The organism is Brevundimonas sp. FG8 (assembly GCF_057808845.1).
This window is the reverse complement of sequence record NZ_JBMDIU010000006.1, coordinates 144,990-170,365: the sequence shown is the minus strand read 5'-3', so window position 1 is coordinate 170,365 and position 25,376 is coordinate 144,990. Positions and strand designations below refer to the sequence as shown.

The following is a 25,376-nucleotide window of genomic DNA, read 5'->3' as shown; positions in this document are numbered from 1 at the left end:
CCGCCCCCCCACCGCTTCCCGATTTACGGATAAGCGCCCATGAAGTGCCCCTTCTGCGGAAATCAGGACACCCAGGTGAAGGACAGCCGCCCGTCGGATGACGGCGCGGCCATCCGTCGTCGCCGGTCCTGCCCGCAGTGCAACGGGCGCTTCACGACGTTCGAACGTGTCCAGTTGCGCGAACTGGTCATCCTGAAGCGGAACGGCCGTCGCACGCCCTTCGACCGCGACAAGCTGGAACGCTCTCTGGGCATCGCCCTGCGCAAGCGGCCGGTCCAGCCCGAGCAGATCGAACAGCTGGTCAGCCGGATCACCCGACAGCTGGAAAGCCTGGGCGAGACCGAGATCCCGTCCTCGACCGTCGGCGACTTCATCATGAAGGCGCTGAAGGGCGTCGATGAGGTCGCTTACGTCCGCTACGCCTCGGTCTACAAGGACTTCCGCCACACCGGCGATTTCGCCCGCTTCCTCGGCGACGAGGGTCTGGACGACGAGACCGGCGGCCGTTGATGGCCGTCAAGGTCACGTTGAAGCTGGCGACCTCCCTCGACGGACGGATCGCCACGGCTTCCGGCGAAAGCAAATGGATCACCGGCGAGGCGGCGCGGCTGGAAGGCCATCGCCTGCGCGCGGCTCACGACGCCATTCTGGTCGGCGTCGGCACGGTTCTGGCCGACGATCCCGAGCTGACCGCCCGCCTGCCGGGCCGGTCGGTGGATCAGCCCTTGCGCGTGGTGCTGGACAGCACTCTTCGCACGCCTGTGACCGCCAAGGTGGCTTCCGGCGGCACCCTGATCCTGACCACGGCCGAACCCGCGACTGTCGGCTCCGCCCGCGTCGAACGCGTCGAGGCCGAGGATGGCCGCCCGTCGCCCGGGGCCGCTCTGGCCGCGCTCGCCAGGGCCGGGGTGCGATCAGTCCTCATCGAGGGGGGAGGGCAGGTCGCCGCCGCCTTCCTGCGCGCCGGACTGGTGGAGCGCATCGAATGGTTCCGCGCGCCGATCCTTCTGGGTGGGGACGGATTGCCCTGCGTCGCCGCCCTGGCCCTTGCGAAGCTGGCCGATGCCCCCAAGTTCCGGCGTCTGTCCGTCGAACCCGTCGGCGACGATCTGTGGGAACGCTATGACGTGCTCCGCTGATTGCACGAATTACACTCTTCACACCCAGTTTTTCACCTCCAGGGCCGCCTGAATGTTCACCGGAATCGTCACCGACATCGGCCGCGTCCGTAAGGTCGAGCAGACCGCGCGGGACCGCCGCTATGAGGTCGAGACGGTCTGGGATACCTCCGGCATCGATCTGGGCGCCTCCATCAGCCATGCGGGCTGTTGCCTGACGGTGACGGAAAAAGGCCCCGGGTGGTTTGCTGTCGAGGTTTCGGGCGAGACCCTGTCGAAGACCAACCTCGGCGATTGGGCCGAAGGTCACCGGGTCAATCTGGAACGGGCCGCCAGGCTGGGCGACGAACTGGGCGGTCACATCGTCTCGGGCCACGTCGATGGTCTGGGCAAGGTCGTGTCGATCACGCCCGAGGGCGGTTCGCATCGCATCGAGATCGAGGCGCCGGCGTCTCTGCACCGCTTCATCGCGCCCAAGGGTTCGATCACCGTCGATGGCGTCTCCCTGACCGTGAACGCGGTCGAGGGTCAGGTTTTCGGCCTGAACATCATCCCCCACACGTGGGGAGCGACCACGCTCGGCGCGCTGAAAGTCGGGGATGCCGTGAATCTCGAGATTGATATGCTGGCGCGATACCTCGCGCGGTGGCAGGAGACCGCATGATGCAATTGGCGGCCAATATGAACGACAGCCCGATCAGCCCCATCGAGGACATCCTCGAGGACGCCCGCAACGGCAAGCCCTACATCCTCGTCGACGCCGAGGATCGTGAGAACGAGGGCGACATCATCATTCCGGCCCAGTTCGCCACGCCGGACCAGATCAACTTCATGATCAAACAGGCGCGCGGACTCGTCTGTCTGGCCCTGACCGGCGACCGCGCCCGCCAGCTGCGCCTGCCGCCGATGGCCGCCGACAACCGCGAGAGCATGAAGACCGCCTTCACCGTCTCGATCGAGGCGAAGGACGGCGTCACGACCGGCATCTCCGCCGCGGACCGCTCGCGCACCATCCAGGTCGCCACCGACCCGACCAGGGGCGTCGACGACATCGTCACCCCCGGCCACATCTTCCCGCTGGTCGCCCGCGACGGCGGCGTGCTGGTCCGCGCCGGGCACACCGAGGCGTCGGTGGACATCAGCCGCATGGCCGGCCTGACCCCGGCCGCCGTGATCTGCGAGATCATCAAGGACGACGGTGAAATGGCCCGCATGCCGGACCTCGTCGCCTTCGCCCAGCTGCACGGCCTCAAGATCGGCACCATCGCCGACCTGATCGCCTACCGCCGTCGTACCGAGCGCTTCGTCGAGCGGGTGATGGATACGCCGTTCGAGAGCGTCCATGGTGGTCCGTTCCGCCTGATGCTGTACCGGAACACCATCGAGGGGAACGAGCACGTCGCCCTGGTTCACGGCAAGATCGAACCGGGAAAGCCGACCCTCGTGCGCATGCACCAGGTCGATTTCGCCGCCGACCTGCTGGGTCACGTCGAGGCGCGTCAGGGCTACATCCCGAACGCGCTCAAGGCGATCAGCGACCATAACGGCGCGGGCGTCACCGTCTTCCTGCGGGATCCGGACCTGCAGGGTCTGGCCGAGCGTCTGGCGGGCGTCGAGAAGCCCAGGGCCGTGGACCGCTCGCTGAAGAACTACGGCGTCGGCGCCCAGATCCTGCTGGACCTCGGGGTCCGGGACATGATCGTGATGAGCTCGACCCGCCCCAATCCCACCGCGCTTGAGGGCTACGGCCTGCGCATCGTCGGCTGGCGCGACATGGACGGAGAAGACCAATCGTAACGACCCCCACCCGCGTGCTCATCGTTGAGGCGCGCTTCTATGATGAACTGGCCGACGCCCTGCTGGACGGGGCGAAGGACGCCCTGCGCGCGCAAGGCGTCGAATTCGACGTGGTTTCGGTTCCGGGCGCGCTGGAAGTGCCGACCGTGATCGCCATGGCCGAGGAAGCCGGGCGTTTCCCGACCGCGCCGCGCTATGACGGCTATGTCGCGCTGGGCACGGTCATCCGCGGCGAGACCTATCATTTCGAGATCGTCTCGGATCAGTCGGCCGCCGGAATCACCCAACTGGGCCTCAAGGGTGTGGCCATCGGCAACGGCATCCTGACCACCGAAGACGAGGATCAGGCCTGGGCGCGCGCCCGCCGCAGCGAGGGCGACAAGGGGGGCGGCGCCGCCCGCGCCTGCCTGGACCTCATTGCCTTGCGCAAGCGCCTGCGCGTAGGACTGGGCGCGTGACCGAACCGAACAGCCTCAAGTCCGTCCTCGAGCAACTCGCCGAGGCCGAAAAGTCCCGCGCCGAACCGGCCCTGACCTCGCGTCAGCGCCGCGCCCGCACTGTCGCCCGCCTCGCAGCCGTCCAGGCGCTCTACCAGATGGAGCTGGCCGGCGAGGGGGTCGACACCGTCATCACCGAGTTTTCGAACCATCGCTTCGACGCCGACATCGAGGGCGAACCCCTTGCTGAAGCCGATGAAGCCTATTTCGCCGATATCGTGCGCGGCGTCGTGGACCGGCAGCGGTCGATCGACGAGGCCGTGAAGGCCCGTCTGGCCTCGAACTGGCGGATGGAGCGTCTCGATTCGACCCTGCGCGCCCTGCTGCGCGCCGGCGCCTGGGAACTGATGGCCAGTCGCGATGTGCCCAAGGAGATCATCATCGACGAGTACGTCGAGCTGGCCAAAGCCTTCTTCGACGACTCCGAGGCCAAGTTCGTCAACGCGGCGCTGGACGGCGTCGCGCGGGACGTTCGGGGCTAGGGCGCGGCTGATCCGTCATGGCGGGAATCGACGTCGCCGGTGAGTTCGAAACGATCCGGCGGCTCCTCGCCCCGCTGGCCCATTCCGAGTGGGCCCGCGACCTGAGAGACGACGTCGCGGTCCTGCCAACCCGCCCCGGTCACGATCTGGTTCTGACCAAGGACACCATCGTCGAGGGCGTTCACTTCCTGCCCGCCGATCCACTGGACACCGTGGCCCAGAAGCTGCTGCGGGTGAACCTGTCCGATCTGGCCGCCAAGGGCGCCGAGCCCTTCGGCTACCTTCTGTCCTGCGGCTGGTCAGAACGTTGCGGCTGGCCCGAGCGTCAGCTCTTCGTTGAGGGGCTGGCCCGGGATCAGAAGGCGTTCGGACTGTCCCTGCTCGGTGGAGACACCGTCGTCACCCCCGGTCCGGCGACCTTCTCCGCCACCTTGCTGGGTTGGTCGCCCAAGGGGCGCACCGTCAGCCGCAGCGGCGCGCGGCCGGGCGATCTGGTCTTCGTCACCGGCTTCATCGGCGACGGCTGGCTGGGCCTCCAGGCCGCGCAGGAGAAGCTGGCCCTGGAGCCCGAGCGGCTGGCGGCGCTGGTCGATCACTACCGCACGCCGATGCCGCGGCTGATCTTCGCCGATGTGATCCGCGACATGGCCACGGCCTCGCTGGACGTGTCCGATGGCCTGATCGCCGATCTGGGCCACATCGCCGAGAGTAGCGGCGTCCGCATCGACATCGATCTGGAGGTCACGCCCCGCTCGCCTGCCGGGCAGGCCTGGTTCGCCACGCGAGTGGACGAGGAGGCGGCTCTGGAGCGGCTGGCCACAGGCGGCGACGATTATGAGATCGCCTTCACCGCCTCAGCCAAGGACGAGCCCGCCCTGCGCCGCGAGGCCGAGCGTCGCCACATCTGGCTGACCTGTCTGGGCCGGGTGACGGAGGGCAGGGGGGTCACCGCCCGCTTCGGGGGCAAGCCGGTCGAGATCGCCAGCCCCGGCTTCAGTCACCGCTGAGCGCAACGAAATCTCAAGGCGTCGCCGCTAGAGGTGCGGTCATGCGCCGTCGTGACCTCATCTCCGCAGCCGCCGTCCTGCCCGCCGTGGCCGTCGCCTCAAGCGCCGCCGCGTCCGAAGACAAACCGGAGGGCGGGGCTTCGGTGAACATCTCGGGCGTCGGTCTGCCGGTGATTATCGGCGGTCGACTGCGGAACTATGTCTTCGTCTCCATGCGCCTGCACCTCGGCGGATCGGCCACGGTCGAATCGATGCGGGGCAAGGAAGCCTATCTGCGCGACGCCGTCGTTCGCGCCGCCCACCGCACGCCCTTCGTCGTCGCTGACGACTGGACCCGCATCGACGCTAACGCCATGTCGGCCAGCCTGATCCGGTCCGCCGCCTCGATCTGCGGACGAGGCTCGGTCGCCCGCGTCGAGGTCATCAGCCAGGCGCCCCGCTGGCGCTCCGGTATGCGGGCGGGCTAACGCCGTTCACCTTACCCCGTTGCGTCACTCCGACGCATTTGGCAGGCTTCCTTCCGTTATCCCCAAGGGTCGCCCTTGAGGCGTCCGTTGCGCACGGGGGGACCGGAAGGCGGAGAGAGGCGAAAACGCCCCCCGCGCCAAGGGTCCGGGCGCCCTACACACAGGGTTTGGAAACGCCATGTCTAACTATCTGTGGCTTGTCATAGCCGCAGGCGGTCTGGGGATTCTCTACGGAGCAATCCAGACGGCCGCCTTGATGAAAGCTCCCACCGGCAACGACCGCATGCGCGAAATCGCGGCGGCCATCCAGGAAGGGGCCTCCGCCTATCTGCGTCGCCAGTACGTGACCATCGGCATGGTCGGCGTCGTCATTCTGATCGCCGCATACCTGCTGATCGGCGCGTGGGCCGCCATCGGCTTCCTGATCGGCGCCGTGCTTTCGGGCGCGGCCGGTTTCGCCGGCATGCTGATCTCGGTCCGCGCCAACGTCCGGACGGCGCAGGCCGCCTCGGAAGGCCTGTCAAAGGGCCTGGACCTCGCCTTCCGCTCGGGCGCCATCACCGGCATGTTCGTGGCGGGCGGCGCCCTGCTGGGCGTCGCGGGCTACTACGCCTTCCTGACGGAGGGCATGGGGCTTGAGAACACCGGGCGTGAGGTCATCGACGGTCTTGTCGCCCTGGGCTTCGGCGCCTCGCTGATCTCCATCTTCGCCCGTCTGGGCGGCGGCATCTTCACCAAGGGCGCCGACGTCGGCGGCGACATGGTGGGCAAGGTCGAGGCCGGTATTCCTGAGGACGATCCCCGCAACGCCGCCACCATCGCCGACAACGTGGGCGACAATGTCGGCGACTGCGCCGGCATGGCCGCCGACCTGTTCGAGACCTACGCCGTCTCGACCGTGGCGACGATGGTGCTGGCCGCCATCTTCTTCCGCGGCACGGACTATGTCGGGGCGATGATGCTGCTGCCGCTGGCCATCTGCGCCATCTGCATCGTCACCTCGATCATCGGCAGCTTCTTCGTTCGTCTGGGCAAGAGCCAGAACATCATGGGCGCCCTGTATCAGGGCCTGATCGTCACCGGCGTGCTGTCCATCGGCGCCGTCTGGTGGATCATCGACACCATCGCCCCGGCAACGGTCACGACGTCGGGCGGGCTGGTCATCACCTCCATGCAGCTGTTCTGGTCCGGCGTGGTCGGTCTGGTGGTCACCGCGGCGATCGTAGTCATCACCGAGTACTATACGGGCTCGAACTTCCGGCCGGTGCGGTCGGTAGCCAACGCCTCGGTCTCGGGCCACGGCACCAATGTGATTCAGGGGCTGGCCGTCTCGCTGGAGGCCACCGCGCTCCCGGCGCTGGCGATCATCGTCGGCATCGTGGTCAGCTTCCAGCTGGCCGGTCTGTTCGGCATCGCCATCGCCACCACGACCATGCTGGGCGTGGCGGGGATGATCGTGGCGCTGGACGCCTTCGGTCCGGTCACCGACAACGCCGGCGGCATCGCCGAGATGGCCGGGCTTCCGCCGGAAGTCCGTCACTCCACCGACGCGCTGGACGCCGTGGGCAACACCACCAAGGCCGTGACCAAGGGTTATGCCATCGGTTCGGCCGGTCTGGGCGCTCTGGTGCTGTTCGCCGCCTACACCGAAGACCTGAAGTATTTCGCGGCGGAAGCCCTGCCGGGAAGCTTCTTCGAAGGTCTGGGCACGGTCGCCTTCGACCTGACCAACCCCTACGTCGTGGTCGGCCTGCTGTTCGGGGGGCTGCTGCCCTTCCTGTTCGGCGGCATGTCCATGACCGCGGTCGGTCGCGCGGCGGAATCGGTCGTGGCCGAGGTGCGCCGTCAGTTCCGTGAGAACCCGGGCATCATGACCGGGCAGGTCAAGCCGGAGTACGGCAAGGCCGTCGATATCCTGACCAGCGCGGCGATCAAGGAGATGATCGTGCCGTCGCTGCTGCCGGTGCTGTCGCCGATCGTGCTGTTCACGGTCATCCTGTTCATCCAGCCGGACAAGGCCAACGCCTTCGCCGCCCTGGGCGCCATGCTGATGGGCGTGATCGTGACCGGCCTGTTCGTGGCCATCTCGATGACCTCGGGCGGCGGGGCGTGGGACAACGCCAAGAAGGTCATTGAAGAGGGCTTCACCGACAAGAACGGCGTCGTCCACGGCAAGGGCTCCGAGGCGCACAAGGCCGCGGTGACCGGCGACACGGTCGGCGATCCCTACAAGGATACGTCCGGCCCGGCGGTGAACCCGATGATCAAGATCACCAACATCGTCGCCCTGCTTCTGCTGGCGGTGCTGGCGAGCGGCACGATCGGCTGATGGCCTGGGGGTTGGCGCCGGCGACGGCGCCGACCCTTCGCCTTGGGCGGCCGGCAAGGGAGCAGGGGTTGGTGCGTGGGCCGGTGTTGTGTCTACCAATGACGGTCCGCCGCCCACGCCGTCGAACCACTAACCACTCCCCACCAGCCACCTTCCGCACCGAAAGAGAAAGGCCCCGGAGAGCGATCTCCGGGGCCTTTCGACAAGTAGAGCGATCCGCGGAGGCCGCCGTTAGTCCGGACGGCGCTGGCCGGGCTGGTCCTCGTCGGTGCGCGGCAGCTGGCCGCGGGCCACGTTGCCCAGCAGCTGTTCGAGGATGGTCAGCTGGCGACCCCGGGTCGGGGTCTCGCGACCGTTCATGGTGAGCTGTTCACCGTCCGCCAGACCCAAGGTGCGGACGTTGGCGACCTCGCCGGCCTCGTTGAAGGTGATCTCGGTCACGCTGCGCTGGGTCACGCGGGGGACGTTGTAGGTATATTTCTCGGTGATCTGGGTCATGTAGTACCAGATCGTGTCGCTCTCGAAGGTCGAGGTCGTTGAGGGCGAGCCCAGCTTGGTCAGAACCGTTTGACGGGTGTCCGTGCCGGCGACGATGTCGGCGGGCCGGGCGTCAATGGCCTGGAAGCCGTTCTGGCCCACGATTGGCGCGCAGCCGGCGGTCAGGACAGTGGCCGAAAGAGCGGCGAAAAGAAGCTTCGAACGGAGCATTGGCGGCGCCTGCGACAGAACAAGGTCTTTGACCTAACCGGAGCCGAGCCTTAGTTCAACGGCGCGGCGGAAAAGGGGCCGCGAAACATGCTTCAAAATCTTCTCCGATCTTTCCGCCGAGAACGCGTTGGCGACGGCCTTTACGAGCAGGTGGTGTGTCAGGCGCGCGAGCCGCGCTTCTACACGGCGCTGGGCGTCCCGGACCGCATCGACGCGCGTTTCGAGCTCTACACCTTGCACATGCTGCTGCTGACCATGCGTCTGAAGGACGAGGGAACGGAGCAGGGCGGTGATGCGGGCCAGCAGCTGTTCGACACCTATGTGTCGGCTCTGGACCACACCCTGCGTGAACTGGGCGTCGGCGACGTCTCTGTAGGCAAGAAGATGCGCAAGCTGGGCGAAAGCCTGTACGGTCGCATGAGCGCCTATGAACAACCGCTGCGGGACGGCGACGCCGCCCTGCTGGCCGAACGGCTGGCCCGCAATGTGCTGGAAAGCGAGACGGCCTCGGACGGCGCGGCCCTGGCTGCCTATGCCCTGAACAGCCGGACGCAACTGGCGGCGCTGTCGTTCGCCGATGTGATGAAGGCGCCCGCATGGGCCGAGGTGTCGGCATGAGCGCGTCCGAACTGCCCTATAGCGAGCCTGTCCGCCTGCATCAGATCGGCGCGGGTGTGAAACGCACCCTGACGCCTGACGCCGCTGCGATCCGCCGGATCATCAAGGCGCTGGATCTGGCCGCGCTGGATTTGTTTGAGGCCGATGTCGAGTTGGTCCCGACGGCGGCGGGCTGGTCGCTGACCGGGCGACTGCGCGCGCGGTTGGCCCAGACCTGCGGAATCACGCTGGAGCCGCTGCCGCTGGAGATCGATGACCGCTTCAGCGTGCAACTGGCGGAGCCGGTCGAGGAGGACAGCGAGGAGATCGTGATCACCCTCGAGGACGAATCGCCGGACGTGGTCGAGGATGGCCAGATCGATCTCGGTCAGTACGTCGTGGAGCAGCTGGCGCTGCGACTGGACCCTTTCCCGCGCAAGCCGGGCGCCGAATTCGTACAGCCGCCCGAGCCCGCTGAAATCTCGCCTTTCGCCGTGCTGAAGGGCCTGCGCTCGTCCGACGAAGGTTGACGCGGCGTCCACCCGGTTGCATCCCCCCCGCGCGGCGCTATCGTCGCGCCTGACCAGCGCCGAGGCTTACGGCGCGACGGAGTCGAAACGGCTTGCCTTCCCCAGTTCTGATCTCGCTTGACGCCATGGGTGGGGACCACGGGCCGCCGGTCGTGGTCGGTGGCATCTGCGAGTACCGCAAACGTCATGGCGGCGAAGGCGTCCGCTTCCTGCTGAACGGCGATGAGGCCGCGATTCGCGCCGAGATGGCCCGTCTGGGGCTCGGCGACGACATTTGCGACGTCCGTCACACCGAAAAGGTGGTGGCCATGGACGAGAAGCCCGCCACCGCCATGCGCCGGGGCAAGGGCTCCAGCCTGTGGAACGCCATCGAGGCGGTGAAGACCGGCGAGGCGGGCGCGGTCGTATCGGCCGGCAACACCGGCGCCCTGATGGCGATCTCCAAGCTGATCCTGCGCATGTCCGCGCCCGGTCTGGAGCGTCCGGCCATCGTCGCCAGCTGGCCGACCAAGCGTGGCGTGACCGCGGTTCTGGACGTCGGCGCGAACGTGGAAAGCGACGCGGCCCAGCTGGTCGAGTTCGCCATCATGGGCGAGGCCTTCATGACCGCCGTGCACGGCGTCGCCAGGCCGACCATCGGCATCCTGAACGTCGGCTCCGAGGACATGAAGGGTCACGAGGAGGTTCGCGAGGCCGCCCGTCTGTTGCGTGAGGGCGACTTCGGGCTGGCCTACCATGGCTTTGTCGAGGGCGATGACATCGCCAAGGGCACGGTCGATGTGATCGTCACCGACGGCTTCACCGGCAACATCGCCCTGAAGACCGCCGAGGGCGTGGCCAAATTCATCGGCGGCCTGACCCGCGACGCCCTGACGTCCAGCCTGCTGGCCAAGGCCGGGGCGGCGCTGGCCTATGCGGCGCTCAAGCGGATGAGCGCCCGTATCGACCCCAACGCCATCAACGGCGGCCCGCTGCTGGGCCTGAACGGCATCGTGGTGAAAAGCCACGGCGGCGCGACGGCCGACGGGTTCGGCGCCGCGATCCGGATCGCTGTCGATCTGGCCCGCAGTGACTATATGACCAAGGTGGGGGCCAATCTGCAGCGATTGACCGCCGTGCTTGAGCAGCCGCCCGCGCCCGACGCGGACGCGGCCATGGAGACTTTCCAGTGAGCGTCACCCGCAGCGCCGTGACCGGCGTCGGTTCCTTCCTTCCCGAGCAGATCGTCACCAACGCCGAACTGGCCAAGACGGTCGACACCTCGGACGAGTGGATTCAGGAACGCACCGGCATCAAGCAGCGGCACAAGGCCCGCGACGACCAGCCGACCAGCGATCTGGCGGTCGAGGCCGCCAAGCGCGCCCTCATCGACGCCGGAAAGTCGGCGGCGGACGTTGATCTGATCATCGTCGCCACGACCACGCCGGACATGACCTTCCCGGCCACCGCCTCGATCGTGCAGCGCAAGCTGGGAGCGCCGGTGGGCATCGCCTTCGATGTTCAGGCGGTCTGCTCGGGTTTCGTCTATGCGCTGAGCGTCGCGGACGGCTTCGTCGCGCGCGGTCTGGCCAAATGCGCCCTGGTTATCGGCGCCGAGGAAATGACCCGGCTGATGGACTGGACCGACCGCACCACCTGCGTTCTGTTCGGCGACGGCGCCGGGGCGCTGGTGGTCGAGTCGCGCGAAGGGCAGGGGACCAAGGCCGACACCGGCCTGCTGGGCTTCGCCCTGCGATGCGACGGCTCCAAGACGGATCTTCTGTATGTCGACGGCGGCCCGGCCACGACCGGCACGGTGGGCCACCTGCGGATGGCGGGCAATCAGGTCTTCCGCCACGCGGTCGTCAATATCGCCGAAGCCATCACCGCCGCCTGCGACGCCTCGAACATCAAGGTGCCGGAGGTCGACTGGTTCGTGCCGCACCAGGCCAACCAGCGCATCATCCGCGGCGTCGGCGACCGGCTGGGGCTGGACGAGAACAAGGTGATCTCGACCGTCGCCATGCACGCCAACACCTCCGCCGCCTCCATCCCGCTGGCTCTGGACGCGGCGATCAGGGATGGCCGGATCAAGCGCGGCGATCTGGTGGTGATGGAAGCCATGGGCGGCGGTCTGACTTGGGGCGCCTGCGCGATTCGTCTGTAACGCGATTTCAGCTTTCCATTTGACGACGCTTGCCCTTTTATGGGCCCGCACTGACGATTGAGGGGGAGTGAGTGACGCAGACCCTGACCCGCGCTGATCTCTGCGAGGCTGTCCACGACGAAGTGGGACTGTCGCGACAGGAGTGTTCGACCATGGTCGAGCGCACACTGGAGCTGATCGTCGAGTCGCTGGAGCGCGGCGAGACCGTGAAGCTGTCCGGCTTCGGCGTCTTCCAGGTTCGCGAAAAGCGCGCCCGGATGGGCCGTAACCCCAAGACCGGCGAACCGGCGGCGATCAACCCGCGCCGGGTCATCAGTTTCCGCGCCTCCCAGATCATGAAGGGCCGGGTGCACGACGCCGTCGTCACCGACTGAGCCCCGTGGCCAAGAGCCCCAACGCCTTCAGGACCATCTCGGAAGCCGCTGATGAGATCGGCGCGCCGCAGCATGTCCTGCGCTTCTGGGAGACCAAATTCACCTTCGTCTCCCCGCTGAAGCGCGCGGGCGGGCGTCGTTTCTATCGCCCGCAGGATCTGGTGGTGCTGAAGGCCGTGAAGCGGCTGCTGCACGACGAGGGCCTGACCATCAAGGGCGTGCAGCGTCTGTACAAGGAACAGGGCCTCAAGCGGATCGCGGCCTGGGGCGACCCGGAGGGGCTGGTCAGCTTCGAGCCTGAAGGCGCGACGGCGCAAGCGCCCGCGCCGCAGCCGGCGGGGGAGACGACCGCCGCTCCCGTATCCACGGTCCGCCTGCGTCAGGTGCTGGCCGAACTGGAGGGCGCGCGGGCCCGTCTGGAAGCCGCTCTGACGAGAACCGCCTGAAGGCCTATTTTTCGGTTTGCGCGACGCGCGACCCCGTCTATAGGGAGCCCCTCTCGGAGCGTGGCGCAGCCTGGTAGCGCACTTGACTGGGGGTCAAGGGGTCGCAGGTTCGAATCCTGTCGCTCCGACCATCTAACCTTTTGGTTTTATGGCGGATTTTAAGGGGTCGCTCTCGGGCGGCCCCTTAGCAATTGGGCCTTGGGGAGCATATGGGGAGCAGACCGATTCTGGGCGCCGCGCCAGGCTCGGGTGCGGCCGGTCTCGCTTCAGGGCCGTTCATGGCTGTTCAGGCTCGGTCAAATTGATTCGCGCCTCTGAACCGGCCGCGAAACCGGAAGGTCGGGGTGCCGCGCGCGGGGGCCGATGCGCATGGCGTAGCGGCCGGGGGCGCCCTGACGCTTGGAGTTCTCTGCGCCTGCCGCGGTATCGCTTGAGCTCTGGCCTTACGCGTCGTAGGTGGTTTGAGGCCGGTATGGCGACGCTCGCGGGAGATTACCGGCGCTAGGTCGCCTGACCAGCGGCCCGCCCCGGGGATGGACTGGCAGGACGTCGGGCGAGGTGCGATCACCGCAGCGGCCTCGTCGTCTTCAGCCGCCGACGGGATTCCGTCGCAGACCGTCAATGAGCAGGCCTACCAGCCTTTCGGATTGTCCGGGCTTGTCCGGACTCGCCGACATTCCGAGGTGAGCGACGGCGTTGAGAATCTCGTCCGGCTCCATGTCGGTCCGGATGGCGCCGGCGGTCAGCGCGGCGTCGAAAAGCGTCCGGAAGGCCGGCCGGAGTCTCTGATCGAAATAGCCGGGCAGGGCGTCGAAGGCGGGATCGCCCGAATGCAGGGCCTTGGCCAGCCCCCGTTTGGCGCCCACGAAGCCGACATAAAGCTGCAGCCAGTTCCCCAAGGCCTCCACGGGCGGGTGTTCGGCGGCCAGGGCGGGCGCCGCGTCGGCGCAGGCGTCCATCTCACGACGGAAGACCGCCGCGATCAGGTCGGCGCGTTTCGGGAAGTGGCGATAGAGGGTGCCGACCCCGACCCCCGCACGATCCGCGATCTCACGCACCGGCGCATCGACGCCGCCTTCCGCGAACACGGCCTTGGCCGCCGCAAGCACGATGTCGAGATTGCGCTGCGCGTCGGCACGGACCCGCCGGCCCGCGGTCGCGGGGTTTGATCCCCCGGCATTGGACACCGTCTCGTCCACGTCAAGCCTTCTTGCAAACGGAACATGGTTCCGGTTATATCCGGAATGTCGTTCCGCTTCGTGTTCTACCGCGCGAATGCGATGGCGGCCAGCCCCCAGCAAGGATTCCCGTCATGCAGTATCGCTCTCTCGGACGCACCGGCATCAAGGTCAGCCCCTATTGCCTCGGCGCGATGATGTTCGGCTCGCCCGGATCCCCCGATCATGAGGACGGGGTCCGCATGGTCCACCGGGCGCTGGACGCCGGGATCAACTTTATCGACACCGCCGACGGCTACAGCCGAGGGGAGTCCGAAGTCGTCGTCGGCAAGGCGCTGAAGGGGCGTCGGGACGACGTCGTGCTCGCCACCAAGGTGCATCTGCCCATGGGCGACGATCCGAACATGCAGGGGAACTCCCGCCGCTGGATCACGCGCGCCGTCGAGGCGTCCCTCAAGCGGCTGCAGACCGACCATATCGACCTTTATCAGATACATCGGCCGTCACCGGAGACGGATATTGAGGAGCCCCTCTCCGTCCTGACGGACCTGATGCGCGCGGGCAAGGTTCGGGCGATCGGCTCTTCGACCTTCCCCGCGTCCGACATCGTCGAGGCGCAGTGGGTCGCCGAACGACGTGGGCTGGCGCGTTTCCGCACCGAACAGCCCCCATACTCGATCCTGAACCGGGGCATCGAACGCGAGGTGCTGCCGGTGTGCCAACGCTACGGCATGGGCGCCCTGGTCTGGAGCCCGCTCGCCAAAGGGATGCTCACGGGCAAATACCGGAAGGGGGAGGAGACGCCCGATAGCCTCCGGGCGCGCTATTTCCCCAACCAGATGCGTGACCCCGGCCAGCTCGACGCGGTCGAGCGGCTGATCCCATTGGCGGAACAGGCTGGCGTCAGCCTGGCGCATATGGCCATGGCCTTCGTCATGACCCATCCGGCGGTCACCGCGGCGATCATCGGCCCCCGCACCATGGAGCAGTTGGACGACTATCTGGCCAGCGCCGCCGTCGCTCTCGACGACGACCTTCTGGACGAGATCGACTGTATCGCTCCGCCGGGCGGCGACATCGGGCCCAACGACGCCAACTATGTGCCGCCGCCGCTGAAGGACCCGAAGGCGCGGCGTCGTGAGGCGGCTTCGCGGACTGCCGCCTGACCGTCTGCGGGGGGGCGCATCGGCGACCCCGACGATGCCGCTCCGGACCGCAGGTCCGCTGGAGGCGCGCCTTGGGTCCCTCGGACGCTGTTTGGGCCAGGCGCGGTCGTGAAGTCTCCCCCATGCCGGCCTCCCGGGCCGTCGGGCGGGGAGCGTTCGGCCTCGCCCCGCGGTCCTGTCTCGTCGCCTCGGGTTCCCGCCGTGGACGAGCCGTAAGATCAGGCAATAACCCCGGGGCTTCAGGTATTCGTGTTTGGGCGGGGTAGGCGCAAGTTTTCATGGCTGCAAGGGCCGAAGGGCGGCCCGCCAGGAGACAGTCATGACCAAATGGACCGCGAACGACATCCCCTCCCAGCAGGGCCGTTCGGCGCTCGTGACGGGTTTCGGCGGGCTCGGCTATGAAGACGGGCTGGCCTTGGCCAAGGCCGGCGCCGAGGTCATCATGGCTGGCCGCAATTCCGAACGCGGAGCCGAGGCGGTCGCGCGGATCAGGAGAGAGGCGCCGGCCGCGAACGTTCGGTTTGAACTGCTGGATCTGGCCAGCCTGGCGTCGGTCGCCGAGCTCGGCCAGCGTCTGCGTGATCAGCGGGCCGGCCTGGATATCCTGATCAACAACGCCGCAGTGATGACGCCGCCGACCCGGCAGGAAACATCGGACGGCTTCGAGCTTCAGCTGGGCACCAACTATCTGGGACATTTCGCCCTGACCGCCCATCTCCTTCCTCTGCTCAGACAGAGCCGTGCGTCCCGCGTGGTCAGCCTGTCGAGCTTGGCGGCGGTCCAGGGGCAGATCGATTTCGACGACCTGAACGCCCGGCGAAACTACAAGCCGATGACCGCCTACGCCCAGTCCAAGATCGCTTGCCTCATGTTCGCTCTGGAGCTCCAGCGCAGGAGCGAGGCCGGAGGCTGGGGCGTGGAAAGCCTCGCCGCGCATCCGGGGATATCCCGCACCAATCTGCTGCTCAACGCGCCGGGCCGATCCAGCACTGTCGGACGGGTTCGGAGCTTGTTGCCCTTTCTGTTCCAACCGGTCGCGCAGGGCGCCCTGCCGACCTTGTTCGCCGCGACCGCGCCCCAGGCGAAGGGCGGGGTCTACTATGGACCTGACCGGCTCGGCGGAACCCGTGGCCACCCGACGGAGGCGCAGATTCCGCCGCAGGCTCTCGACAGGGCCGTCGCGCGTAAACTGTTCGATGTCTCGGAGGACCTCGTTCAACTGCGCCTGGGCTGACCCGCGCCGCGCTGCCTGGGGAGGCGGCGGCGGGGACGTCTCCCCGTCGCCCCTTCCGGAGGCGGACCCGAGGCCTAAACGGCTACGCGCCCGACGATTTCATAATAGGCATTCAGGTCGAGCCACTCGATGCCGGAGACGACTTTCCCGTCCTGCAGGGTCATGATGTACATGTAGCCGTTGCGGTAGGGTTCGCCGTCCAGGGCGCGGCTGCGGCTGTCGATGCGGGCAAACACCTTGTCCCCGTCCGCCCAGACGCCTCGGGTCGTGATCGCCAGCGGTTCAGAGAACCGGGCGAAGAGCGCGGCCTCGGCATTGTCGAACAGATCCTTCATGCCGTGATAGGTGCGGGCGACAGGACCGTGACCGGCGATGGTCCATTCGACGTCGGGCGCGAAGATCGCGTCGAAGAATTTGGTGAAATCGCCCGCCGCTTGGGTCAGCGCGTCCGTCACGATGCGCAGGTTTTCAGCTTCTTGAGGAGTGTAGGACATGGTCGCCTTTCTGGTTGCGAATGGACCGGCCGGGTGGGACAAGTCTTTCCAGACCGGTCGTTCCAAAACCCGAGACTAGACCGATCGTTCCAAAAATCAACCGGGCTGCGGGGACTGCATGACGGGCGCCAGGATCGAGACCAAGCCGACCAGCTTGCCGAAGGCCTTTCCGGCGCGGGGGCGGCCCCGGCAGTTCAACCACGAGGAGGCGCTCGTGGCAGCGATGCGCATCTTCTGGCGGCACGGCTACGCCGGCGCGAGCATCGGTGCGCTGATCGAGGCGATGGCGATCAGCCGCGCCACTCTTTACGCCTCCTTCGGCGACAAGGAGGGCCTGTTCCGTCAGGTTATGGATCTCTACGAGCGGGAGAAGACCGCCTATATGTCCGACGCGCTGGAGCAGCCGACCACGCGCGGCGTCGCGGCGCATCTGCTGTCCGGCGCGATCGCCCTTCAAACGAATACGAGCGATCCGAAGGGCAGCATGGGGATCGTCCACTCCTTGAGCCATGCGCCCGGCGACGAGAGTGTCAGAGACTTCGTCGTGCAGCGCAGCCGATTCTGGCGCGAAAAACTCATCGCCCGTTTCGAAAGGGCCGCTTTGGACGGCGACATCCCGCCGCCCTACACGCCACGGCGCCTCGCGCTGACCCTGAAGGCGGCCACGGACGGCCTGCTGGTCGCGGCCGGTAGCGGAGCCGACGAGCGGGAATTGCGAGACATAGCCGACACGTTCCTGGAGATGTGGCCGGGCCGTTGAACCAGGCAGCCGCGAGCGTCTCCTGGGCGCTCAACCCCGTCGAGACACGGCGAGGCGGGCGACGAGGGACAGTCACACAGCTGTGCCTTCTTGGGGCGGGCGCGAGCCGGCGCCATCTGGGTAGGGATAATTGTGATCACGGCTGAGGAGATCGACGATGCCCGAGCTTGGGCCAGGCCCGCCCAGTCCTCCGGACAAGGCGTGGGCGCTTTCGGACAATCTGGTTACGCGCCAGGCCCTGCCGGAGGCCTTCCGCTATCTGGAGGCCGTCTATCCGCGCGCGCAGTGGCCGGCCCTGGAGATCCATCCGACGGCGCGTCACTGGCTAGAGGTCCATGACTGGTTCCGGGGACAGATGACGGCCTTGGGCGAGATCGGCGCCCTGTGGCGCGAAGGACGGATCGAGGCGGCCGATTACCGCGGCGCGGCCACGCCCCGGCTGAGACAGATGCTGACCCATCTGCACCATCACCACGAGCGGGAGACCCGCCAGGCCTTCCCGCTCCTGACGGCGGCGGAACCGCGCATGACGGAGGGCTTCGCCCTGCTTGACCGGGACCACGACCAGATCGAGGCGCTGCTGGCGGGGATGGCGGACGACGCCAACGCCTTGCTCCGGGCGGGGGCGACAACGGATCTGAGACCGCTGGCCGGAGCGCTCGCCGACCGGGTCGAACGCGGAACGCGCCTGATCAACCGTCATCTGTGGGATGAGGAAGAGATCGTCGTGCCGGTTCTGACCCTCAGGGGCGACCAGTTGGCGATCTGACTACAGGGCCTCCGCGGCCCGGGCGTCGAAGGCCTGGCGCGCCGCCTCGACGGTGGCGCGGTGGGTCGCGGCCCACTCGCCCATGGTCCGGGCCGCTTCAAGCACCGAACGTCCCAGGTCGGTCAGGTCGTAGTCCACGCGCGGCGGGATGCTGGGGGTCACCGTACGGGTGATGAAGCCGTCGCGTTCCAGACCCCGCACCGTCAGGGTCAGCATACGCTGGGACACGCCCTCGATCGCCCGCTTCAGTTCATTGAAGCGGTAGGGGCGCTCGCCGAGGGCGGCGATGACCAGGATGCTCCATTTGTCGCCGACCCGGGCCAGGACGTCGCTGACGCGCATGCACTGTTCTGCGGTGTGGGCGATGGCGTTGTCGGTCACCTGGGTGTGCCTTGGGTTACTAGAATGTGCCGTCTTGCGGGCGGTCGGCCCTTATCGCACTTCCGTCACCGGGCACAAACCGGAAGTGAGTTACAGAATGAAACTGCTGCACATCGACAGCGCCATCACCGGCGACGGATCGGTCAGCCGCAAGCTGACGGCGGACATCGTGGCGCGCCTGCGCGAAGGCGATCAGGCGCTCGAGACGACCTATCGCGACCTGGCCGCGGAGCCGCTCGGGCACCTGACCCTGGCCGACCTGCCGGCGGCGGAGCAGACGACGCCGGTGCTGGAGGAGTTCCTGGCCGCCGACGTCGTCGTGGTCGGGGCGCCGATGTACAATTTCAACGTCTCCAGCCAGCTTAAGGCTTGGATTGATCGCATCCTGGTGGCGGGCCGGACCTTCAGATACGGGGAGGCGGGCCCGGTCGGGCTGGCGGGCGACAAGCGGGTGATCGTGGCGGTGTCCAGGGGCGGCTTCTATGGCGCCGACACCGGAAGGCGGGCGGCCGAGCATGCCGAGACTTATCTGACCACCGTCTTCGGTTTCATCGGGGTGACGCCGGAGTTTGTCATCGCCGAGGGGATTCTGGTCGGGCCCGAACAGCGCGAGGCGGCGATCGCCCAGGCGGACCAAGCCATCGGAGCGCTGGCCGCATAGGCGTACAGAGCGGCGTGGACCGCATACTCCCCGAACGGGGCGGGCCGCCGGCCGAGCGCGCCTGCCTCCAACGGGCGCATGTTACGCCGGGCACTGGGCTCCGGTGGAGACCCAGGCGCGGATCAGCGCGCCGAACTCCTGCTGGGTGCCGGGAGCGGGGGTGCGGGCGCCGCCGGGGTTCCAGGCCCAGCCCACCAGCCCGTCCTCGGCCATGTGGCGCACGATGTCATCGAGGCTGCGGTCGCCGTTGCGCGCGCGGTCCTTGATCTGCCGACAGATCTCGCCGAGCGTCTTGCCCTGCCAGGCCATGTCCGCCGGCGCGAGGGCCCAGTGCGGATCGCCGGGCACGCCGGACGGGTCGAAATTGGTGAAGCCGTGGCAGGTCTTGCATTCCAGCCCCGGCGCGCCGTGACCGTCCGGGCCGCGCGTGACCCAGGGCTCGTGCGGCCGCATCCGATCGCCCTGCGTCGGGCGATCGCCGACCGGATGGCAGTTCATGCAGCGGGGATGCTGGATCACCCGCCCGGCCTCATTGAAGAGGGCGACGGACCGGCTGGCCTCGTCGGGGATGCTGGCGAAGGCGGCGACCGGCTGAAGATGATCGATCGCGCGCGTCGCCTCGACCGGGGCGATGTCCTCCCGTTCGGGCCGGTGGAGGTAGCTGTTTACTGACGACCAGGCGACGAAGCCGACGATCAGGACGGCCAGACCGGTGAGGATCGGGTGGCGGCGCGGGAAACTGCGGCGACCGGGTTCACGCGCCATCTCAGCCTCCTGCGGCGGCGGCCGCGTCCTTGATGGCCGCCCGGATGCGGCCGTAGGTCCCGCAACGACAGATGTTGCCCGTCATCGCGGCGTTGATGTCGTCATCGTCCGGACGGGGGACGGCGTTGAGCAGGGCGATGGCGCTCATCACCTGACCCGATTGGCAGAAGCCGCACTGGGGCACGTCCCGCGCCACCCAGGCGGCCCGGATAGCTTCCGCCACCGGCCCCGAAGCGCCCTCGATCGTGGTCACGGCGCCGTCGACCGCCGACACCGCGACGCTGCAGGCCCGGCGCGGAGACCCGTCGATGTGCACGGTGCAGGCTCCGCACTGGGCGACACCGCATCCGTATTTGGAGCCCGTGAGCCCCAGGAGATCGCGCAGCACCCACAGCAGCGGCATGCCGGGATCGGCGTCCACGACATGGGCGGCCCCGTTCACGGTGAGGGTGTAGCGCATGGGTCAGGCCTCGATGAGGGGGGTGCGCCGCGTCGCCTTGCCCGTCAGGACGAGCAGGGCGTTGGCGACGGCGGGAGTGATCAGCGGGGTTCCGGGTTCGCCGACGCCCGTGGGCGGGTCCGCAGAGGGCACGATGTAGGTCTCGATCTCGGGCGCCTCATGCATGCGCACCGAGCGATAATCCTTGAAGTTCGGGTTCTGAACGATCCCGTCGCGGAAGCGCACCGCACCGTAGAGGCCGGCGCTCAGGCCGTAGATGATCCCGCCCTCGATCTGCGCGGCCACGAGGTCGGGAGCCACGGCGATGCCGCAGTGAACCGCCGCGACCACGCGGCGGACGCGCGGCCCGGCCGGGGTGAGGGTCACTTCCGCGATCTGGGCGACCGTCGTCCCGAAACATCGGCCGACCGCCAGGCCGCGGGCCCACCCCGACTCTATCGGCCCGCCCCAGCCGGCCCGCTCGCAGGCCAGGTTGAGCACGTCCAGATAGGAGCGGGCGTTGACGCGCGAATAGATGTGCCGCCGATAGTCGGCGGGATCGATGTTCGCCCGTCGCGCCAGTTGGTCGATGGCGTGCTCGAGCGCGGTGAAGGTGTGGGAGTGGCCCACCGATCGCCAGAAGCCCGTGGAGATCGCCAGCCGGGGACTGTAGACGCGACAGTCGACGGTTTCTGCGAACTCAAGATAAGGCGACGGTTCGACGCCTTCGATGGTCTGCTGTGGCGGCACGACGGGGAGCAGCGCCTGGGCGACCGCCCGGTGCCGCCACGCCTTCGGATAGCCGGCCTCATCGACGGCGACGGTGATCTTGTGGTGCGCCATGGGGCGGTAGACGCCGCCGGCCATGTCGTCCTCGCGACTCCACAGCACCTTGACCGGCCGTCCTTGGGTGCGGCGGGCGATCCGCGCCGCCTCCACCGAATAATGCGCCCCGAGCACCCCCCGCCGCCCGAACGAGCCGCCGGCCGACAGGGTGTTGATCCGCACCCGTCCGGGCGCCGTGCCCATGGCCGCGGCCACGGCCACCTGGTCGGGGGTCTGGAGCTGGGTCCCGGACCAGAGGGTCACGTCGAGACCGTCAACCTGGGCCACGCAGTTCAGCGGCTCCATGGGCCCGTGCGCGAGGAAGGGCAGGGTCATCGAGGTCTCGAACAGGTCGCCCGCGAAGGCGGCGTCCGGATCGCCCTTGGCGCCGAAGGCCGTCGAGCCGTGCTGGACCCGCCCGTCCGCGATGTCGCGATACCAGGCGGCGATCTCGGCGTCCGAGCGGCGTTCGGCCTCGCTGTCGTCCCACAGGATCCGCAAGGCCTCGCGGCCTTTCTGCGCGGCCCAGGCGTGTTCGGCGACCACGGCCACCCCGGTGGGGATGGCGAAGACGTCGACCACGCCGGGGACGCGCCGGGCGTCGCGGTCGTCGAACCGCCGCAGCCGGCCGCCGAAGCGCGGCGAGCGCGCGACCATGGCCGTCAGCATGTTCGGCAGGCGCACATCCTGGGTGTAGATCTGGGCGCCGGTGCTCTTGGGCAGGCTGTCCAGCCGGCGGACGCGGGGCGTGCCGATCAGGGTGAACTGGTTCGGCCGCTTGAGGGGCGGGTCCTGCGGCGGCTCGAACGCCGCGGCCGCCCCGACGAGTTCGCCGAAGCCGGCGGATCGGCCGGACGCGGCGTGCCGGATCACGCCGTTGGCGACCGTCAGGCGGGCGGGAGGCACGTTCCACCGCGCGGCGGCGGCCTGGACCAGCATGGCCCGCGCCGCGGCGCCGACCTTGCGCATGCGGTCCCAGGAGGTGGCGATGGTGTTGGAGCCCGCCGTGCCTTGAACCCCGTAGACGGCGGCGTTGGCCGGGGCGGTCTCGACCCGGACCCGGTCCCAGTCGGCGTCCAGCTCCTCGGCGACGATGGCGGCCAGCCCCGCGTGGATGCCCTGGCCCATTTCCTGGAAGGCGTTGGCGACGATCACCGAACCGTCGGCCTCGATGCGGAGGTAGGGGCCGAACGGGCTGTCCTCGGGCCGCACCGCGCCGGCCCCCAGGATACGGGTGATGTTGGCGCCGGCCGTGCCCAGCACGAGGGCGCCGCCCACGACCACCCCGCCCGTGGTCAGGACGCGCCGACGCGTGAAAAGCCGCCGTCGCGGCTTGTTCGTCCCGAGGGGACCGGCGTTCGTCGATTTCGGAGATCGGGTCACGATCAAAAGCCCTTCGAACACCTGCGCCAGGGGCGGCAGCATCGGCCGGGACGGTCCCCGACAATATATCGGATTATCGGATTTATTTGCCTGATCCTCCCGCTCACCCACTTCGGCCAACCCTGCGGCGTCCCGGGATGGCGATCGCAGCCCCCTTCGACAGCGCCGGGACCGCTTCAGGGCGTTCAGTCCCCGGAACCGGTTCCCTCGGGCGCGGCGACCCGGAAGACCTCGGCGATCCAGTCGACGAAGGCGCGAAGGCGCGACGAGAGATGCCGGTTGTGGGGATAGAGGACGTAGACCGGCATCGGCGGCGGCGGCGTCTCGGCGAGGACCGGCAGGAAGGCGCCCGCCGCGATCTCGCGAACGACGCGGTAGCGCGGGATCTGGATCAGGCCAAGGCCCGCCCGGCCGGCGGCCGTATAGGTCTCTGCGCCCCGCACCACGATCTTGAAGGGCAGGGGGACTTCGCGGACGAGAGGGGCGTCCCCGAACTCCAGTGGATAGGGTTTGCCGGTCGCCGAGGCCGTATAGGCGACCATCAGATGACCTTCCAGGTCGTCCGGCGTCAGGGGCTCGCCGTGCCGCTCGAGATAGTCCGGACTCGCCACGGTGACCTGTTCGAAGCTCGCCACCTTGCGTCCGACGAGGCCGGAATCGGGCAGGTCGCCCGCGCGCAGGACGCAGTCGACGCCTTCCGCGACCAGGTCGACCATCCGGTCGCCCTCGCTGAGATTCAGGGTGATGTCGGGGTAGCGGGCGATGAAGTCCGGCAGGGCCGGCAAGACGAAGAAGCGGGCGAGCGTGCCCTGGAGATCGACACGCAGGGGGCCGCGGGGTTCGGCGTTGCGGAAGATGGTCTCCGCCTCGTCGAGGTCCGCCAGCAGCTGGACGCAGCGCTCCTGGTACAGGGCGCCGTCGAGCGTCGGCCTGACGCGGCGCGTCGTGCGCTCGAGCAGACGAACCCCGAGATCGCGCTCCAGCCGCTGGATGGCCGTGGTCGCCGTCGCGCGCGGCAGGCCGAGGTCGACCGCGGCCGCGGTGAAGCTGCCGCGCTCCACGATGCGGACGAAGAGGCGCATGATGTCGATCCGGTCCATGGCCGGCTGGTAGCGGATTGTTCCATATTTCGGAATAGTGATGTCCGGATCGCCGGACTAGTCGTCTCCCGCGAACCAGCTACCCTGACCCTCCTGTTTCCACGGCGTGCAGGAGGTCCGCTTGCCCATCCCCGATCCGCGCGGCCTGGCCGGGCGAGACGCCCGGCTTCTCATTCCCGCCCTGGGGCCCTTCTATGCGGTTGCGGGCCCGGTCGCCTCGGCGATGCTGCGCGCGGCCTTCGGCCTCACCATCGTAACCCACGGCGTGCCGAAGCTGCTGGGAACCGCTCACGGATCGATGGCGGACCCCATGGCCGGCTCCACGAACCTGATCGGAAACGTCCTAGGTCTGCCCTTCGCGCCAGAACTCGCGGCCCTTGTCGCCCTGCTGGAGACCTTCGGCGGCCTGGCCGTCGCGGCCGGGTTCGCCACCCGGCTGTTCGCCCCCATGCTGGCCGTGCAGATGGCGGTCATCTGCCTGGCTCTGGGGCCGATCTATCCCTGGATCGACCGGGGCGTCGAGTATCCCCTGATCCTCGCCTTTATAGCACTGTGGATCGCCGTGCAGGGCGGCGGCCGTTGGTCGGTCGATCGCCTTCTGGGGCGTGAGCTCTGAGCGGGACCGCGCTTGGATCGATGCGCGTCCGCGGCGCCGGCGCCGTTGCGCACGCGCGTGAAGGAGGGACGGATTGGCGCTGATTGACGACGTCTTCTCGGATCTGCGCCTGCAGGGCGTGGTCTTCTCGCGCATGACGCTGAGAGGCGACTGGGGTTACGCCAAGCCGGACCTTCAGGGCGCCCCGTTTCATCTGGTTGTGAGCGGAGAGGCATGGGTCGTCGCCGACGCGCTCGGCGAGCCCCGCCGGCTCGGGGAGGGCGACGTGGCCGTTCTGTCGCACGGCGATCCCCATCTGCTCCTGTCCGGCCCCGGCGCCCGGACCCGGCCCTGGAGCGATATCGTGGCCCGTGAAGGCCTCGGCCGCTGGAGCCCCGGCGAACGGTTCAAGACCTGCGATCTGGTACTGGGCGAAGGCGCTCCGGAAACCGTCCTGATCTCGGGCGTCTTCGCCTTCCACGATCCCCGCCCCAACCCGTTCCTGCAAGGGCTGCCGTCGGTCATGGTGGCGCGGTCGGACGCGGACCTCCAGGCCGTGGCCGGCTTGCTGGATCGGGAGATCCGCACGCGCGCGCCCGGGGCGGAGGGCGTCGGCGGCAAGCTGGCGGACCTGCTGCTCGCCCAAGTGATCCGGCGACAGCTGACGTCGAGCGAGGCGCCGGCGGGATGGCTGAGGGGATTGGCGGATCCCGAGATTTCCGGGGCCCTTTCGGCCATTCACCGGACACCGGAACGCCGCTGGTCGGTGGAACTGCTCGCGCGCGAGGCCGGCATGTCGCGGTCCCGGTTCGCCGCCCGGTTCCGCGCCGTCACTGGCCAGGCCCCGCTCGATTACCTGACCCGTCACCGGATGTTCCGCGCCGCCGGCGATCTGGCGATGCGCCGGGTGCCGCTCGCCGAACTGGCGGCTGCGGCCGGCTATGAGTCCGAGGCCGCCTTCAGCAAGGCCTTCCGGCGCTGGTCGGGTCACGCGCCGACGGAATACCGGCGTCGCCTGTTGCGGGCCGGACAGGACGATCGAACGGCCCTTTGAGACGATCGCTTCGGACGGAGCCGGACGCCTCAGGTTAGCTTTCGGCACGACCGCCTTCACGACCAGGGAGAGAC

General features: G+C 68.4%; 30 protein-coding genes and 1 tRNA gene. 23 read left to right on the top strand and 8 right to left on the bottom strand.

From position 1 onward, the window contains the following. The first annotated feature begins 39 nt into the window (after nt 1-39). The 9 genes from nrdR to ACODRV_RS12295 all read left to right on the top strand — a co-directional run bounded on the left by nrdR (nt 40) and on the right by ACODRV_RS12295 (nt 7,697). Entirely contained in the window at nt 40-510 is a 471-nt protein-coding gene (gene nrdR / locus ACODRV_RS12335; protein WP_141626871.1) for a transcriptional regulator NrdR, read from the top strand. Then, a complete protein-coding gene (locus ACODRV_RS12330) occupies nt 510-1,139 on the top strand; it encodes a RibD family protein (protein ID WP_141626870.1) in 630 nt (209 codons plus the stop codon). The genes nrdR and ACODRV_RS12330 overlap by 1 nt, the downstream gene beginning before the upstream one ends. 52 nt (nt 1,140-1,191) lie before the next feature. Further along, complete coding sequence (locus tag ACODRV_RS12325; protein WP_488908517.1) at nt 1,192-1,782, top strand: riboflavin synthase; 591 nt, start codon at nt 1,192-1,194, stop codon at nt 1,780-1,782. Beyond that, a complete protein-coding gene (ribB, locus tag ACODRV_RS12320; RefSeq protein ID WP_141626868.1) occupies nt 1,779-2,915 on the top strand; it encodes a 3,4-dihydroxy-2-butanone-4-phosphate synthase in 1,137 nt (378 codons plus the stop codon). The genes ACODRV_RS12325 and ribB overlap by 4 nt, the downstream gene beginning before the upstream one ends. A gap of 14 nt (nt 2,916-2,929) precedes the next feature. Continuing rightward, on the top strand, nt 2,930-3,373 hold the full coding sequence (gene ribH / locus ACODRV_RS12315; RefSeq protein WP_141626867.1) for a 6,7-dimethyl-8-ribityllumazine synthase: 444 nt from the start codon (nt 2,930-2,932) through the stop codon (nt 3,371-3,373). Next, the gene (gene nusB, locus ACODRV_RS12310; RefSeq protein WP_141626866.1) at nt 3,370-3,894 is read left to right on the top strand and encodes a transcription antitermination factor NusB; all 525 of its coding nucleotides are present in this window, start codon (nt 3,370-3,372) and stop codon (nt 3,892-3,894) included. Before ribH ends, nusB begins: the two co-directional genes overlap by 4 nt. 17 nt (nt 3,895-3,911) lie before the next feature. After that, a complete protein-coding gene (thiL, locus tag ACODRV_RS12305) occupies nt 3,912-4,901 on the top strand; it encodes a thiamine-phosphate kinase (protein WP_141626865.1) in 990 nt (329 codons plus the stop codon). 41 nt (nt 4,902-4,942) lie between these two features. Then, nucleotides 4,943-5,368, top strand: coding sequence for a hypothetical protein (locus ACODRV_RS12300; protein ID WP_488908516.1), 426 nt, complete (start codon nt 4,943-4,945; stop codon nt 5,366-5,368). A gap of 178 nt (nt 5,369-5,546) precedes the next feature. Further along, the gene (locus ACODRV_RS12295; protein ID WP_141626863.1) at nt 5,547-7,697 is read left to right on the top strand and encodes a sodium-translocating pyrophosphatase; all 2,151 of its coding nucleotides are present in this window, start codon (nt 5,547-5,549) and stop codon (nt 7,695-7,697) included. A 231-nt stretch (nt 7,698-7,928) separates the two neighbouring features. Here the strand turns inward: ACODRV_RS12295 and ACODRV_RS12290 are convergent, their stop codons facing one another. Continuing rightward, complete coding sequence (locus ACODRV_RS12290) at nt 7,929-8,405, bottom strand: outer membrane protein assembly factor BamE (protein ID WP_141626862.1); 477 nt, start codon at nt 8,403-8,405, stop codon at nt 7,929-7,931. Between the two features lie 87 nt (nt 8,406-8,492). Between ACODRV_RS12290 and ACODRV_RS12285 the strand changes: the two genes are divergently transcribed. The 7 genes from ACODRV_RS12285 (at nt 8,493) to ACODRV_RS12255 (ending at nt 12,629) form a co-directional block, all read left to right on the top strand. Continuing rightward, complete coding sequence (locus ACODRV_RS12285; protein WP_488908515.1) at nt 8,493-9,023, top strand: ubiquinol-cytochrome C chaperone family protein; 531 nt, start codon at nt 8,493-8,495, stop codon at nt 9,021-9,023. Further along, the gene (locus ACODRV_RS12280; RefSeq protein ID WP_488908514.1) at nt 9,020-9,532 is read left to right on the top strand and encodes a YceD family protein; all 513 of its coding nucleotides are present in this window, start codon (nt 9,020-9,022) and stop codon (nt 9,530-9,532) included. Before ACODRV_RS12285 ends, ACODRV_RS12280 begins: the two co-directional genes overlap by 4 nt. 92 nt (nt 9,533-9,624) lie before the next feature. Continuing rightward, a complete protein-coding gene (gene plsX / locus ACODRV_RS12275) occupies nt 9,625-10,704 on the top strand; it encodes a phosphate acyltransferase PlsX (protein WP_488908513.1) in 1,080 nt (359 codons plus the stop codon). Then, nucleotides 10,701-11,678 (top strand): beta-ketoacyl-ACP synthase III, encoded by a 978-nt coding sequence (locus tag ACODRV_RS12270; RefSeq protein WP_488908512.1) that lies wholly within the window; start codon nt 10,701-10,703, stop codon nt 11,676-11,678. Before plsX ends, ACODRV_RS12270 begins: the two co-directional genes overlap by 4 nt. 71 nt (nt 11,679-11,749) lie before the next feature. After that, nucleotides 11,750-12,052, top strand: a complete 303-nt coding sequence (locus tag ACODRV_RS12265) for an integration host factor subunit alpha (protein ID WP_141626857.1) — start codon at nt 11,750-11,752, stop codon at nt 12,050-12,052. 5 nt (nt 12,053-12,057) lie between these two features. Next, entirely contained in the window at nt 12,058-12,498 is a 441-nt protein-coding gene (locus ACODRV_RS12260) for a MerR family transcriptional regulator (protein ID WP_141626856.1), read from the top strand. A 54-nt stretch (nt 12,499-12,552) separates the two neighbouring features. Beyond that, nucleotides 12,553-12,629 (top strand) — tRNA-Pro (locus ACODRV_RS12255). Nucleotides 12,630-13,085: 456 nt separating this feature from the next. Here ACODRV_RS12255 and ACODRV_RS12250 read toward each other — a convergent pair. Beyond that, complete coding sequence (locus ACODRV_RS12250; RefSeq protein ID WP_488908511.1) at nt 13,086-13,697, bottom strand: TetR/AcrR family transcriptional regulator; 612 nt, start codon at nt 13,695-13,697, stop codon at nt 13,086-13,088. Between the two features lie 113 nt (nt 13,698-13,810). On the opposite strand from ACODRV_RS12250, the gene ACODRV_RS12245 reads away from it, so the two are divergent. Together ACODRV_RS12245 and ACODRV_RS12240 are read left to right on the top strand one after the other, a co-directional pair. Next, nucleotides 13,811-14,842, top strand: coding sequence for an aldo/keto reductase (locus ACODRV_RS12245; protein ID WP_488908510.1), 1,032 nt, complete (start codon nt 13,811-13,813; stop codon nt 14,840-14,842). A 319-nt stretch (nt 14,843-15,161) separates the two neighbouring features. Then, nucleotides 15,162-16,076, top strand: coding sequence for an SDR family oxidoreductase (locus tag ACODRV_RS12240; protein ID WP_488908509.1), 915 nt, complete (start codon nt 15,162-15,164; stop codon nt 16,074-16,076). 74 nt (nt 16,077-16,150) lie between these two features. On the opposite strand, the gene ACODRV_RS12235 is transcribed toward ACODRV_RS12240, so the two are convergent. Then, nucleotides 16,151-16,612, bottom strand: coding sequence for a nuclear transport factor 2 family protein (locus ACODRV_RS12235; RefSeq protein ID WP_488908508.1), 462 nt, complete (start codon nt 16,610-16,612; stop codon nt 16,151-16,153). A gap of 76 nt (nt 16,613-16,688) precedes the next feature. Here ACODRV_RS12235 and ACODRV_RS12230 point away from each other — a divergent pair, with 76 nt between their 5' ends. Both ACODRV_RS12230 and ACODRV_RS12225 read left to right on the top strand, forming a co-directional pair. Then, nucleotides 16,689-17,330 (top strand): TetR/AcrR family transcriptional regulator, encoded by a 642-nt coding sequence (locus ACODRV_RS12230; protein ID WP_488908507.1) that lies wholly within the window; start codon nt 16,689-16,691, stop codon nt 17,328-17,330. A gap of 157 nt (nt 17,331-17,487) precedes the next feature. Then, nucleotides 17,488-18,099 carry a hemerythrin domain-containing protein gene (locus ACODRV_RS12225; RefSeq protein WP_141626850.1) on the top strand — a complete coding sequence of 204 codons (612 nt, stop codon included), beginning with the start codon at nt 17,488-17,490 and terminating at the stop codon, nt 18,097-18,099. Here ACODRV_RS12225 and ACODRV_RS12220 read toward each other — a convergent pair whose 3' ends face one another. Beyond that, entirely contained in the window at nt 18,100-18,480 is a 381-nt protein-coding gene (locus ACODRV_RS12220; protein ID WP_488908506.1) for a winged helix-turn-helix transcriptional regulator, read from the bottom strand. A 97-nt stretch (nt 18,481-18,577) separates the two neighbouring features. Here ACODRV_RS12220 and ACODRV_RS12215 point away from each other — a divergent pair, with 97 nt between their 5' ends. Next, nucleotides 18,578-19,141 carry an FMN-dependent NADH-azoreductase gene (locus ACODRV_RS12215; protein ID WP_488908505.1) on the top strand — a complete coding sequence of 188 codons (564 nt, stop codon included), beginning with the start codon at nt 18,578-18,580 and terminating at the stop codon, nt 19,139-19,141. 81 nt (nt 19,142-19,222) lie between these two features. Here ACODRV_RS12215 and ACODRV_RS12210 read toward each other — a convergent pair whose 3' ends face one another. From ACODRV_RS12210 to ACODRV_RS12195, 4 genes are all read right to left on the bottom strand, one after another. Then, on the bottom strand, nt 19,223-19,906 hold the full coding sequence (locus ACODRV_RS12210) for an Isoquinoline 1-oxidoreductase subunit (protein WP_141626848.1): 684 nt from the start codon (nt 19,904-19,906) through the stop codon (nt 19,223-19,225). A 1-nt stretch (nt 19,907) separates the two neighbouring features. After that, nucleotides 19,908-20,366, bottom strand: a complete 459-nt coding sequence (locus tag ACODRV_RS12205) for a (2Fe-2S)-binding protein (RefSeq protein WP_141626847.1) — start codon at nt 20,364-20,366, stop codon at nt 19,908-19,910. A gap of 3 nt (nt 20,367-20,369) precedes the next feature. Continuing rightward, nucleotides 20,370-22,595 carry a xanthine dehydrogenase family protein molybdopterin-binding subunit gene (locus tag ACODRV_RS12200; RefSeq protein ID WP_488908504.1) on the bottom strand — a complete coding sequence of 742 codons (2,226 nt, stop codon included), beginning with the start codon at nt 22,593-22,595 and terminating at the stop codon, nt 20,370-20,372. A 143-nt stretch (nt 22,596-22,738) separates the two neighbouring features. Further along, on the bottom strand, nt 22,739-23,635 hold the full coding sequence (locus ACODRV_RS12195; protein WP_488908503.1) for a LysR family transcriptional regulator: 897 nt from the start codon (nt 23,633-23,635) through the stop codon (nt 22,739-22,741). A 139-nt stretch (nt 23,636-23,774) separates the two neighbouring features. Here ACODRV_RS12195 and ACODRV_RS12190 point away from each other — a divergent pair, with 139 nt between their 5' ends. Both ACODRV_RS12190 and ACODRV_RS12185 read left to right on the top strand, forming a co-directional pair. Then, a complete protein-coding gene (locus tag ACODRV_RS12190) occupies nt 23,775-24,269 on the top strand; it encodes a DoxX family protein (protein ID WP_488908502.1) in 495 nt (164 codons plus the stop codon). 73 nt (nt 24,270-24,342) lie between these two features. Next, nucleotides 24,343-25,302 carry an AraC family transcriptional regulator gene (locus ACODRV_RS12185; RefSeq protein ID WP_488908501.1) on the top strand — a complete coding sequence of 320 codons (960 nt, stop codon included), beginning with the start codon at nt 24,343-24,345 and terminating at the stop codon, nt 25,300-25,302. Nucleotides 25,303-25,376: the final 74 nt, after the last annotated feature.

Coding starts and splice junctions, on each gene's coding strand:
- nrdR (WP_141626871.1), top strand. CDS start 40: ATGAAGTGCCCCTTCTGCGGAAATCAGGACACCCAGGTGAAGGACAGC.
- ACODRV_RS12330 (WP_141626870.1), top strand. CDS start 510: ATGGCCGTCAAGGTCACGTTGAAGCTGGCGACCTCCCTCGACGGACGG.
- ACODRV_RS12325 (WP_488908517.1), top strand. CDS start 1,192: ATGTTCACCGGAATCGTCACCGACATCGGCCGCGTCCGTAAGGTCGAG.
- ribB (WP_141626868.1), top strand. CDS start 1,779: ATGATGCAATTGGCGGCCAATATGAACGACAGCCCGATCAGCCCCATC.
- thiL (WP_141626865.1), top strand. CDS start 3,912: ATGGCGGGAATCGACGTCGCCGGTGAGTTCGAAACGATCCGGCGGCTC.
- ACODRV_RS12300 (WP_488908516.1), top strand. CDS start 4,943: ATGCGCCGTCGTGACCTCATCTCCGCAGCCGCCGTCCTGCCCGCCGTG.
- ACODRV_RS12295 (WP_141626863.1), top strand. CDS start 5,547: ATGTCTAACTATCTGTGGCTTGTCATAGCCGCAGGCGGTCTGGGGATT.
- ACODRV_RS12290 (WP_141626862.1), bottom strand. CDS start 8,405: ATGCTCCGTTCGAAGCTTCTTTTCGCCGCTCTTTCGGCCACTGTCCTG.
- ACODRV_RS12285 (WP_488908515.1), top strand. CDS start 8,493: ATGCTTCAAAATCTTCTCCGATCTTTCCGCCGAGAACGCGTTGGCGAC.
- ACODRV_RS12280 (WP_488908514.1), top strand. CDS start 9,020: ATGAGCGCGTCCGAACTGCCCTATAGCGAGCCTGTCCGCCTGCATCAG.
- ACODRV_RS12245 (WP_488908510.1), top strand. CDS start 13,811: ATGCAGTATCGCTCTCTCGGACGCACCGGCATCAAGGTCAGCCCCTAT.
- ACODRV_RS12240 (WP_488908509.1), top strand. CDS start 15,162: ATGACCAAATGGACCGCGAACGACATCCCCTCCCAGCAGGGCCGTTCG.
- ACODRV_RS12230 (WP_488908507.1), top strand. CDS start 16,689: ATGACGGGCGCCAGGATCGAGACCAAGCCGACCAGCTTGCCGAAGGCC.
- ACODRV_RS12225 (WP_141626850.1), top strand. CDS start 17,488: ATGCCCGAGCTTGGGCCAGGCCCGCCCAGTCCTCCGGACAAGGCGTGG.
- ACODRV_RS12215 (WP_488908505.1), top strand. CDS start 18,578: ATGAAACTGCTGCACATCGACAGCGCCATCACCGGCGACGGATCGGTC.
- ACODRV_RS12210 (WP_141626848.1), bottom strand. CDS start 19,906: ATGGCGCGTGAACCCGGTCGCCGCAGTTTCCCGCGCCGCCACCCGATC.
- ACODRV_RS12205 (WP_141626847.1), bottom strand. CDS start 20,366: ATGCGCTACACCCTCACCGTGAACGGGGCCGCCCATGTCGTGGACGCC.
- ACODRV_RS12200 (WP_488908504.1), bottom strand. CDS start 22,595: ATGCTGCCGCCCCTGGCGCAGGTGTTCGAAGGGCTTTTGATCGTGACC.
- ACODRV_RS12195 (WP_488908503.1), bottom strand. CDS start 23,635: ATGCGCCTCTTCGTCCGCATCGTGGAGCGCGGCAGCTTCACCGCGGCC.